Annotated in this window: 8 protein-coding genes; 5 read left to right on the top strand and 3 right to left on the bottom strand. The window is 50.0% G+C overall.

Translation table 11 applies throughout. The annotated features are described in order from the left end of the window. Positions 1 to 11 precede the first annotated feature (11 nt). The 3 genes from BUB52_RS00225 to BUB52_RS00235 are packed head-to-tail and all read left to right on the top strand — an operon-like array spanning position 12 to position 3,967. Positions 12 to 1,388 (top strand): dihydrolipoamide acetyltransferase family protein, encoded by a 1,377-nt coding sequence (locus BUB52_RS00225; protein ID WP_009122872.1) that lies wholly within the window; start codon positions 12 to 14, stop codon positions 1,386 to 1,388. Positions 1,389 to 1,406: 18 nt separating this feature from the next. Then, a complete protein-coding gene (locus BUB52_RS00230) occupies positions 1,407 to 3,443 on the top strand; it encodes an alpha-ketoacid dehydrogenase subunit alpha/beta (protein WP_009122873.1) in 2,037 nt (678 codons plus the stop codon). Between the two features lie 17 nt (positions 3,444 to 3,460). Next, positions 3,461 to 3,967: a flavodoxin gene (locus tag BUB52_RS00235; protein WP_039951147.1), complete on the top strand. Its 507-nt coding sequence runs from the start codon at positions 3,461 to 3,463 to the stop codon at positions 3,965 to 3,967. Here BUB52_RS00235 and BUB52_RS00240 read toward each other — a convergent pair. Continuing rightward, positions 3,959 to 5,584, bottom strand: a complete 1,626-nt coding sequence (locus BUB52_RS00240; protein WP_009122875.1) for an NAD(P)/FAD-dependent oxidoreductase — start codon at positions 5,582 to 5,584, stop codon at positions 3,959 to 3,961. The two genes, BUB52_RS00235 and BUB52_RS00240, sit on opposite strands and share 9 nt — an antisense overlap. A 76-nt stretch (positions 5,585 to 5,660) precedes the next feature. Continuing rightward, a complete protein-coding gene (radA, locus tag BUB52_RS00245) occupies positions 5,661 to 7,028 on the bottom strand; it encodes a DNA repair protein RadA (protein WP_009122876.1) in 1,368 nt (455 codons plus the stop codon). 112 nt (positions 7,029 to 7,140) lie between these two features. On the opposite strand from radA, the gene BUB52_RS00250 reads away from it, so the two are divergent. After that, a complete protein-coding gene (locus BUB52_RS00250; RefSeq protein ID WP_009122877.1) occupies positions 7,141 to 7,686 on the top strand; it encodes a beta-class carbonic anhydrase in 546 nt (181 codons plus the stop codon). Positions 7,687 to 7,902: 216 nt separating this feature from the next. Here BUB52_RS00250 and BUB52_RS00255 read toward each other — a convergent pair whose 3' ends face one another. Beyond that, positions 7,903 to 8,940: an asparaginase gene (locus tag BUB52_RS00255; RefSeq protein ID WP_009122878.1), complete on the bottom strand. Its 1,038-nt coding sequence runs from the start codon at positions 8,938 to 8,940 to the stop codon at positions 7,903 to 7,905. Between the two features lie 449 nt (positions 8,941 to 9,389). On the opposite strand from BUB52_RS00255, the gene thrA reads away from it, so the two are divergent. Next, complete coding sequence (thrA, locus tag BUB52_RS00260; RefSeq protein ID WP_009122879.1) at positions 9,390 to 11,822, top strand: bifunctional aspartate kinase/homoserine dehydrogenase I; 2,433 nt, start codon at positions 9,390 to 9,392, stop codon at positions 11,820 to 11,822. Positions 11,823 to 11,920: the final 98 nt, after the last annotated feature.

An 11,920-nucleotide genomic window follows, 5' to 3' on the forward strand; every position in this document is an offset into this window, starting at 1 on the left:
AACTTAACTATATGTCGAGATTTGAGATAAAGATGCCCAAGCTGGGCGAAAGTATAACCGAAGGGACTATTGTCTCCTGGTCGGTACAAGTGGGGGACGTCATCAAGGAAGATGATGTGCTGTTTGAAGTGAATACAGCCAAAGTCAGTGCGGAGATTCCTTCGCCGGTGGAGGGTAAGATAGTGGAGATATTGTTTCAGGAGGGCGATACCGTTGCGGTAGGTACGGTAGTGGCTGTGGTGGATATGGGTGGAGACGATGAGGTTTCCGAATCTCCTGCCGGTACGGCGGAAAGCACTAAGGTCGCTGCGGCGGATAATGTTGCGTCCGATGCTTCGGCCGCGGCGCGGGAACTGCCTGAGGCGCAAGCCGCCAAGTCGGAAGATGAGCGCTGGTATTCTCCGGTGGTTCTCCAATTGGCGCGCGAAGCCCGGATATTGCAAGAGGAGTTGGATAAGATACCGGGTACAGGCTATCAGGGGCGTTTGAGCAAAAAGGATATCAAGCGATATATCATACGGAAACAGAATGGCGGGGCGGGCGTTGCCGTTGCGAAGCCGGATGTGACGCCGGCTCCGAAGGTGAGCGCGGCTGCCGCGCCGAAACCGGTATCGGCGGTATCTCCCGTACAAGGCACATCGGCATCGGTAGCGTCTCGGCCCTCGTCCGCGACTGCAACCTCTTCCGCAGAAGGCATCGAGGTGAAAGAGATGGATCGTGTCCGCCGGATGATTGCCGACCACATGGTGATGTCCAAACATACTTCTCCGCACGTAACCACGCTGGTGGAAGTGGATATGACGAAACTTGTGAAGTGGCGTGAGAAGAATAAGGAGGCTTTCCTTAAACGTGAAGGGGTGAAACTGACCTATATGCCTGCCATTACCGAAGCGACAGCCAAGGCGCTGGTTGCCTATCCGCAGGTGAATGTTTCCGTGGAAGGTTATAACATCTTGTTCAAGAAGCATATCAATGTGGGAATAGCCGTATCGCAAAACGACGGTAACCTGATTGTACCTGTTGTGCGCGATGCCGACCGGCTGAACCTGAGCGGACTTGCCATTGCGATAGACGGCTTGGCGGCTAAAGCGCGCGTCAACAAACTGACGCCCGACGATATAGCGGGCGGTACGTTTACGATTACCAATTTCGGCACGTTCAAGTCGCTGTTCGGTACGCCTATCATCAATCAGCCTCAGGTCGCCATATTGGGAGTAGGGGTGATAGAGAAGAAACCCGCCGTTATGGAAACGCCCGAAGGGGATGTGATAGCTATCCGCCATAAGATGTATCTTTCCTTGTCTTACGACCACCGAGTGGTGGACGGGTCACTGGGAGGCAACTTCCTCTACTTCATCAAGAATTACCTGGAGAACTGGAATGAATAAAACTAAAAAAAGAGTATTATGAAGAAATATGATATAAAAACCACGGATGCGGAAACGCTGAAGAAGTGGTATTACTTAATGGCTTTGGGGCGTGCGCTTGACGAGAAAGCGCCTGCCTATCTGTTGCAGTCCTTAGGCTGGTCTTACCATGCTCCGTATGCGGGGCATGACGGCATACAGCTGGCAATGGGACAGGTATTCACCAAAGGAGAGGATTTCCTCTTTCCTTATTACAGGGATATGCTGACAGTGCTTTCGGCAGGAATGACTCCCGAAGAACTGATACTGAACGGCATCTCGAAGGCTACCGATCCGGGAAGCGGCGGACGGCACATGTCCAATCACTTCGCCAAACCGGAGTGGCATATCGAGAATATATCTTCGGCGACAGGTACGCACGACCTGCACGCCGCAGGCGTGGCGCGGGCCATGGTGTATTACGGGCATAAAGGAGTGGTTATCACTTCGCATGGCGAGTCGGCCTCGTCCGAGGGGTTTGTGTATGAGGCTGTCAACGGTGCGAGTCTGGAGCGTCTGCCGGTTATCTTCGTCTGGCAGGATAACGGATATGGCATCTCCGTACCGAAGAAAGACCAGACGGCGGCGCGTAAGGTTGCCGATAACTTTTCCGGTTTCAAAAACTTGAAAATCATTCATTGCAACGGCAAGGATGTCTTTGACTCGATGAATGCGATGACCGAGGCGCGGGAATACGCGTTGCTTAACCGCAATCCGGTGATTGTGCATGCCAATTGTGTACGTATCGGTTCGCATTCCAATTCGGACAAGCATACGTTGTATCGTGATGAAGGAGAGCTGACTTACGTAAAGGCCGCCGATCCTTTGATGAAGTTCCGCAGGATGTTGCTGCGCTACAAACGCCTTACCGAGGAAGATTTGGTTGCGATTGAGGAAAAGGCGAAGAAAGATTTGTCCGCAGCCAACCGTAAGGCGCTGGCTGCTCCCGACCCGGATCCGAAGACCATATTCGACTATGTACTGCCCGAGCCTTATAAGCCTGAAAAATACAGGGACGGTGTGCACTCCGAGACGGAAGGCGGGAAAGAGTTCCTGGTGAATGCTATCAATGAAACCCTGAAAGCGGAATTCCGGCATAATCCCGATACTTTTATTTGGGGACAGGACGTTGCCAATAAGGATAAGGGCGGTGTCTTTAATGTTACGAAAGGTATGCAGCAGGAGTTTGGAGAGGCGCGCGTGTTCAGTGCGCCCATTGCCGAGGACTATATTGTGGGTACGGCAAACGGCATGAGCCGTTTTGACCCGAAGATACGTGTCGTAATAGAAGGTGCGGAGTTTGCCGATTACTTCTGGCCTGCGGTTGAGCAGTATGTGGAATGTACGCACGAGTACTGGCGCAGCAACGGGAAGTTTGTTCCCAATGTAACGTTACGTCTGGCTTCGGGTGGCTATATCGGCGGAGGGCTTTATCATTCGCAGAATCTCGAAGGGGCTTTGGCTACCTTGCCCGGAGCGCGCATTGTATACCCGTCCTTTGCGGATGACGCTGCCGGACTGCTTCGTACGAGTATGCTCTCGCGCGGATTTACGCTGTTTCTCGAACCGAAAGCTTTGTATAACTCGGTGGAAGCGGCGACGGTCGTACCCGAAGATTTTGAAGTTCCGTTCGGTAAGGCGCGTATCCGCAGGGAGGGTTCCGACTTGAGCATCATTACTTATGGCAATACGACGCACCTCTGTCTGAATGTGGCCGAGCGTCTGGAAAAAGAAGGCGGCTGGAACGTGGAAGTCATCGATATACGTTCTTTGATTCCGCTGGACAGGGAGACGATTTATGAGTCGGTGAAGAAGACCGGCAAGGCATTGGTGGTGCACGAGGATAAGGTGTTCGGCGGTTTTGGCGGCGAGATTGCCGCCGGTATCGGTTCGGATATGTTCCGCTATCTGGACGCTCCGGTACAGCGGGTAGGTTCCACCTTTACACCCGTAGGTTTTCATCCGGTATTGGAACGTGCTATCCTGCCGGACGCGGACAGAATTTATGATGCGGCCAAAAAGCTGCTGGAATTTTAATGAAAGATGAACGGATTATGAAAAAGATAGGATTGTTTTATGCTGCGAATGCAGTGAAGACCTCACAGATAGCGAAGAAGATACGTGAGGCATTGGGTACGGAGTATGTGGATATTATTCCGGCCGAACAGGCTTGGGGCAATGATTTCGAGGCCTATGACAATTTGATTGTCGGAGTATCCACCTGGTTTGACGGAGAGCTGCCCACCTATTGGGATGAGCTGATTCCTGAACTGGAGACATTGGACTTGAAAGGAAAGCGCGTTGCTCTTTTCGGCCTGGGCGACCAGGTGAATTATCCCGATAATTTTGTTGACGGCCTGGGTATTCTGGGTGATGCTTTTGAAAAGGCGGGAGCTGCTTTAGTGGGATTTACTCCCGCTAAAGAGTATTCATTCAACCGGTCGAAGGCTTTACGAGGTAATGAATGGTGCGGACTGGTTATTGATATCGAGAACCAGTCCGGAAGAACCGATAAGCGTATCAAAGCCTGGTGTGACCGGCTGAAAACGGAATTATTGTAGCAAGAGCCGGCCTACGGCTTCCGCGCACCGTTCCCCGTCAATCCCGGCTGATACGATACCGCCTGCATATCCGGCTCCCTCTCCGCAGGGAAACAACCCTTTCAGGCGGACGTGTTGCAGCGTATCTTTGTCTCTGACAATACGCACCGGAGCCGATGTACGGGTTTCGACCCCGATCATGGTGGCTTCGTTGGTAAGGAAACCGTGGCTGTACTTTCCGAATTGCTGGAAACCTTTGCTCAGCCGGTCTGCGATGAACGGCGGCATCCAGAAGTGCAGAGGCGATGATACCAGTCCGGGAGCATACGAACTTTCCGGCAGGTCGTAGCTGAGCTTTTTCTTTGTAAAGTCTGCCATGCGTTGTGCCGGTGCTGTTTGCTTCATGTTGCCCTGCTGCCAGCAAAGACGTTCCAAAGCTTCTTGAAAGTACATCATGTTGAGTTGGGAATTGAAATCCGAAAGTCGAGCGTCGGCCGCACTGCTTTGTTGCGCAGCCCATTCTTCATTCATCATTCTTAATTCATCATTCCCCAAGTCTTCCGGGCGCAGTTCCACTACCATTCCCGAGTTGCTCCATCGGGAACCCCGGTTGCTGGGGCTCATGCCGTTGACTACTATTTGCCGGGGACCGCTGGCTGCCGGAACGACAAAGCCTCCGGGGCACATGCAGAAGCTGTACACGCCTCTTCCGTCCACCTGGGAGACAAAGCTGTACTCGGCGGCGGGCAGGTATTTGCCGCGTCCGTTGCGGTTGTGGTATTGTATCCGGTCTATCAGGGAAGCGGGATGTTCCAGGCGTACTCCTACGGCGATGCCTTTGGCCTCTATTTCCACCCGGTTGGCTGCAAGCCAGCGGTATACATCCCGTGCAGAGTGTCCGGTGGCGAGTATTACAGGACCGAGGAGCGTTTGCCCGGTATTGGTTTCGATGCCTTTCACTTCATCGTTTTCAATGATAAGGGCGTCCATGCGTGTCTCAAAATGCACTTCACCGCCACAATCGATGATTGTATTCCGCATATTTTCTATGACCCGCGGCAGTTTGTCGGTTCCGATATGGGGATGGGCGTCTACGAGTATGGAAGACGAAGCGCCATGCTGGCAGAATACGTTCAGTATTTTATCTACGTTTCCCCGCTTTTTACTGCGGGTATAGAGCTTGCCGTCCGAATAGGCTCCCGCGCCACCTTCTCCGAAACTGTAATTGGATTCCGGATTGACGGTCTGCTCCCTTCCTATCAGGGCAAGGTCTTTCTTGCGGTCGCGCACATTCTTTCCGCGTTCCACTATGACGGGGCGCAAACCAAGCTCTATCAGACGCAAGGCGGCGAACAGTCCGCCGGGGCCGGCTCCTACAACAATGACTTGCGGCCTGTACGACACATTATGATAGACGGTTTCCTGATACTCCTTCTCTTTCGGCATCTCATTGAGATAGGTGCGCACGGTCAGGTTTACGAAGATGGTCCGTTGGCGTGCATCGATGCTGCGTTTCAGAATTCGTGTGGCCGTAATGTCGCGCGCGTTCAGCCCTTTCTCTTGTATGAGGTATTCTTTTATGCGTTGTTCGTTGGCTGCGATTTCAGGCAACACGCGTAATTGGTATTCTTGTATCATTGGGTTTCTTTCTGTATACTATATAATAATGTGTATTAATCCGTATGCCCTGCGGCAAAATCACTCTGGGACGGATTTAGCCGAACAGTGCCCGGAACGCTTCTTCCACCTTTCTTACCGGTATCAGTTCTATCTTTAATTTGGAGGTATTCAGTCCCTGCAAATTGTATTTTGGCAATATAAACCGTTTGAAACCGAGCTTTTCCGCTTCGCCGATGCGTTGCTCAATCCGGTTTACGGGGCGGATTTCACCGGACAGCCCTATTTCTCCCGCCATACAGATTTCGGGTTCGATGGCGGTATCCATGTTGCTGGACAGAATGGCGCTGATAACGGCCAGGTCGATAGCGGGGTCGTTTACTTTCAGCCCGCCGGCGATATTGAGAAAAACGTCTTTCTGGGCGAGTTTGAAGCCGACGCGCTTCTCCAGTACGGCGAGTAACATATTCATTCTCCGTATGTCGAAACCGGTGGCGGAGCGTTGCGGGTTTCCGTATACGGCGCTGCTGACCAATGCCTGCGTCTCTATCAGGAACGGTCGTACGCCTTCTATGGCTGAGGCGATGGCTATGCCGCTCATCCCTTCATGGTCTTGGCTGAGAAGCAGCTCCGAAGGATTGCTTACCTGCCGCAGACCGTCCTGCCTCATTTCATAGATGCCCAGTTCGGCGGTGCTTCCGAAGCGGTTTTTGATGCTGCGCAAGATGCGGTACATATAATGCTGGTCGCCTTCAAATTGAAGTACGGTGTCTACGATATGTTCCAGTACTTTAGGCCCGGCAATGCTTCCTTCTTTGTTGATATGCCCGATGAGGATAACCGCCGTATGCGTCTCTTTGGCAAAGCGCAGGATAGATGCGGAGCACTCCCTGACTTGGGCTATGCTGCCCGGAGAGGATTCGAGCGTCTCCGTGGAAATGGTCTGTATGGAGTCTATTATGACTAAATCGGGATGTGTGTTCCTGATATGTACATAAATCTGTTCCAACGAGGTTTCACAGACAATCAGGCAGTCGCAGGACGTACTTGACAGGCGGTCGGCACGCAGTTTTAACTGCCGGGCGCTTTCTTCCCCGGATATGTAAAGGATGCGTTTCTCCGGTATGCGGAGTATGGTTTGCAGTACCAGGGTGGACTTGCCGATACCCGGTTCGCCGCCTATCAGTACGAGCGAGCCCTGCACCAGCCCGCCGCCCAGCACACGGTTCAGCTCCGCGTCATGCAGGTCGATGCGGGGTTCGTCATCGGCGGCAATCTCGTTTAATGTTACGGGTTTTGCTTTGGCTGTTTCTATGCCCGATACCGGACGCTTGTTTACTGCTTCCTTGCGTACAATCTCTTCTACATAGGTGTTCCACTCTCCGCATGACGGGCATTTACCTACCCATTTGGGCGATTCCTGTCCGCAGTTGCTACATACATATACCGTCTTCTCTTTTGCCATAAAAAGAACTTCCTTTAGAATAATTGCCCAAAGGTACGATTTTTCGTTTCAGAGCCGGCGGTGTGTCACAGAGTTTTTTTATATTTGTTCTCAGAAATATAAAACGGAAACCATGATAGAAGATATTCTTAAATACAATAAGCAGTTTGTAGAGAACAAGGGATATGAGAAGTATATCACCAACAAATATCCCGATAAGAAAATCGCCATCTTATCTTGTATGGATACCCGTCTGACGGAATTGCTTCCGGCGGCTTTGGGTATCAAGAACGGTGATGTCAAGATGATAAAGAATGCGGGCGGAATCATTTCGCATCCTTTCGGCAGTGTCATACGCAGTCTTATGGTGGCTATCTATGAATTGGGGGTGAAAGAGGTGATGGTCATTGCGCATTCCGATTGCGGTGCATGCCATATGAGCAGCGCCCAAATGATAGAACACATGAAAGTGCGCGGTATCAAGCAGGAGACGATAGATATGATACGTTTCTGCGGGGTGGATTTCGACTCGTGGCTTTACGGTTTCGGCGATACGGAGAAATCCGTCCGGGAGACGGTAAAAGCTATTCTGGAACACCCGCTGATTCCGGAAGACGTGCATGTTTCCGGGTTTATCATAGACTCGATTACCGGAGCCTTGAGCCCTGTGGTGGAATAAACGGTTATGATTATCCGTATGGATGTATACCTTTGACCGGATATTGGCGGGAGCCGTCTTTTTTCTTTCACTGTATCTGCCGCCCTCTTCCCTATGATGAGATAGTATTAAAAGCCTTATAATATAGCATTAAAAGGCTTTTAATACCATATTATAAGGCTTTTAATCATAACTCACCGGTACTCTCATCCCGGCTTGCTTATACAGGCATCCCTGTTATATCGTAATCTCACCTGCAATGGGGCGGTTCATCAGTTCGCGTACCTCTGCGGGAGAGTAGTTGTGTCCTAACAAAAACATCAGTTTGGTCACGGCGGATTCCGTGGTGCTGTCATATCCGCATACTACGCCTGCCTGCATCAGCCGGTAACCTGTTTCATAACGTTCCATTTCCACCGTACCGGCATTGCACTGGGTAACGTTTACGATGACAACGCCCTGTTCGCAAGCGTCATGAAGGCGGCGAAGGAACCATTCCTTCCGGGGAGCGTTCCCTGAACCGTATGTTTCCAGAACCACGGCTTTCAGACCTTTTATGGCAAGAATGGCATCTACCACGCTCTCCTGAATGCCGGGGAAGAGTTTCAGTATGGCAATATCGGTGTCAAGCAGATAATGCGGCCGCAGTTGTCCGTGTGTATTTTCCGTATGTATCTGTACATTGTTATATTTAATATGTATGCCGGCGGAAGCAAGTACCGGATAATTGTACGAGCGGAAAGCGTTGAAGTTTTCCGCATTTATTTTGGTAGTGCGGTTGCCGCGCATCAGGTGATTTTCAAAAAAGATACATACTTCCGGTACGATAGGCCGTCCGCCGGAATGACGGGCGGTAGCTATTTCAATACTCGTCAGCAGGTTTTCCTTACCGTCGGTACGAAGCACACCGATGGGAAGCTGTGAGCCGGTAAGAATGACGGGCTTGTTAAGACCTTCGAGCATGAAGCTGAGGGCGGATGCCGTGTAGGCCATGGTGTCCGTGCCGTGAAGAATGACGAAGCCTGTATATCGATTGTAGTTGTCGCTGATGATGCGTACGAGTTTGCGCCAGGCATCCGGGTCCATATCCGAAGAATCCATAGGCGGGTCGAACTGATAGGTATCGATGCGGAACGTAAAATTCTGAAGTTCGGGCACATGCTTCTGTAAATGTTCGAAGTTGAAGTTCTCCAAAGCTCCGGTTTCCGCATTCTCTATCATGCCGATAGTGCCACCGGTGTAAATTAACAAAACGGAAGTGTTATCTGGGGACATACGTTCGATTCTTACATGGTTACTATGCAAAGATAGTAATATATCTCTAAAATAATAGCAAAGTGTTATAAAACTGCGTTCGTATTTTTGCCTTTCCGCTGTGAAAAGTGTGAATCTGTCGGCCGTGATATATACATATTTCTGTCCTTTATGAGGTGAAATTGTATTTTTATCGCAAAAAAGTCATAAAACGTGATAGTTTGAATATTTTTATTGTTACTTTTGCAACACTTATCATAAACGATAGCAGTAAGAGACAATGAACAAGTACTATCAACATACAGTCACATCCATGTGTACCATGACCCTTAGGGGTTGGGGATAGTATTTTGTGTTTCTACGTGTTACACCGATTTTCAGCAGTTTTTCTTATTTAGTTAAAGTCTATACGGGCTATGGCAGCTTGTTTTTGACACATTGTATCAACCGTTTCAATCCGATAAAAAGAAATGAAAGTAATAAAATTCGGCGGAACATCCGTAGGTTCCGCGAACAGTATTTTAAGCGTTAAGAGAATTGTAGAGGCTATAAACGAACCCTTAATAGTGGTAGTATCCGCATTGGGCGGTATTACGGACAAACTGATTAATACTTCGAAAATGGCGGCGGCCGGTGACTCCTCTTATGAAAACGAGTTTCGTGAGATTGTCTATCGTCATGTGGAAATGATAAAGGAAGTAATTCCGGCAGGTGAAGCGCAAGTATCGCTGCAACGCCAGGTGGGAGAGTTGCTTAACGAATTGAAGGACATCTTCCAGGGAATTTATCTGATAAAAGACCTTTCGCAAAAGACATCCGATACGATTGTGAGTTACGGCGAACGCCTTTCATCTATTATTGCGGCGCAACTGACGGGCGCTGAATGGTTTGATTCGCGCCGGTTCATCAAAACGGAGAAGAAACATTCCAAGCATGTATTGGATACGGAACTTACCACCTCTTTGGTACGTGAAACGTTCAAGGATATGCCTAAACGCGTATTGGTTCCGGGATTTATCTCTACGGACAAGATTACGGGCGAGGTGACTAACCTCGGTCGCGGTGGTTCCGACTATACGGCTGCCATTATAGCCGCGGCATTGGATGCCGATGCGCTGGAAATCTGGACGGATGTGGATGGTTTCATGACCGCCGACCCGCGTGTGATTTCCACTGCCTACACTATTAATGAGCTGAGCTATGTAGAGGCTACGGAGCTTTGTAATTTCGGGGCTAAAGTGGTGTATCCGCCTACCATTTATCCGGTTTGCCATAAGAACATACCTATTATAATAAAGAATACTTTCAATCCCGAAGGAGCGGGAACCGTTATCAAGCAAGAGGTTTCCAATCCGCAGAGCAAAGCCATTAAAGGTATTTCGTCCATTAACGATACGAGCCTGATAACGGTACAGGGGCTCGGTATGGTGGGTGTGATTGGTGTGAACTACCGTATCTTCAAGGCTTTGGCAAAGAATGGTATCAGCGTGTTCCTCGTATCACAGGCATCTTCGGAGAACTCTACTTCTATCGGTGTGCGTAATGCGGATGCGGACCTGGCTTGCGAAGTGCTGAACGAGGAGTTTGCCAAAGAGATTGAGATGGGAGAGATTTCGCCCATACAGGCGGAAAAGGATTTGGCTACGGTGGCTATCGTTGGCGAGAACATGAAGCATACACCGGGTATTGCCGGTAAGCTGTTCGGTACGCTGGGACGTAACGGTATCAATGTGATAGCCTGTGCACAGGGCGCTTCGGAAACGAATATTTCGTTTGTGGTGGACAGCAAGTCTCTGCGCAAGTCCCTGAATGTTATCCATGATTCTTTCTTCCTGTCGGAATATCAGGTGTTGAACCTCTTTATATGCGGTGTTGGCACGGTAGGCGGCAGTTTGATAGAACAGATTCACAGCCAGCGTCAGAAGTTGATGCAGGAGAACGGTTTGCAACTGAATGTGGTAGGCATTGCCGATGCGTCCAAAGCCATGTTCGGTCGTGAGGGCTTTGACTTGGGACGTTTCCGTGAAGAGTTGGCGGAGAAAGGCAAGGACAGTTCTTTGAATACGCTCCGTGACGAGATTATCGGCATGAACATCTTTAACTCCGTATTCGTGGATTGTACGGCGAGCGCGGGAGTGGCTTCCCTGTATAAAGACCTTCTGATGCACAACGTATCGGTAGTTGCCGCCAATAAGATTGCCGCTTCTTCGGAATACGAAAACTATCGTGAGTTGAAGCAGATAGCCCGCCAGCGCGGTGTGAAATATTTGTTTGAGACAAACGTCGGCGCAGGTCTGCCCATCATCAATACCATTAACGACCTTATCCATAGCGGCGACAAGATACTGAAGATTGAAGCCGTGCTGAGCGGTACACTGAATTATATCTTCAACAAGATAAGCGCGGATATTCCTTTCAGCAAGACCATTAAGATGGCTCAGGAGGAACGTTATTCCGAACCAGACCCGCGTATCGACCTTAGCGGCAAGGATGTAATCCGCAAACTGGTAATTCTGGCGCGTGAAGCCGGTTATCGCATCGAACAAAGCGATGTGGAAAAGAACCTCTTTGTACCCGATGACTTCTTTGAAGGTTCTTTGGATGATTTCTGGAAGAAAGTGCCGAGCCTTGACGCCGGCTTTGAAGCACGCCGCGAGGTGTTGGAAGCGGAAAACAAGCACTGGCGTTTCGTTGCCAAGCTGGAGAACGGCAAGGCATCCGTAGGACTGCAGGAGGTCGGTGTCAACCATCCGTTCTACGGTCTGGAAGGCAGCAACAACATTATCTTGCTGACCACAGAGCGTTATAAGGAATATCCTATGATGATACAGGGTTACGGAGCCGGTGCGGGTGTAACGGCTGCGGGGGTATTTGCCGATATTATGAGTATTGCGAACGTTTAATTAAATGAAGAACGAAGAATTAAGAATGAAGAATTCGGGCTGCGCGGTGGTTCTTAATTTATCATTTTTAATTCATCATTCTTCATCCTTAATTCTTC

Origin of the sequence: Bacteroides clarus YIT 12056 (assembly GCF_900129655.1) — a bacterium.
Classification (GTDB): Bacteria; Bacteroidota; Bacteroidia; order Bacteroidales; family Bacteroidaceae; genus Bacteroides; species Bacteroides clarus.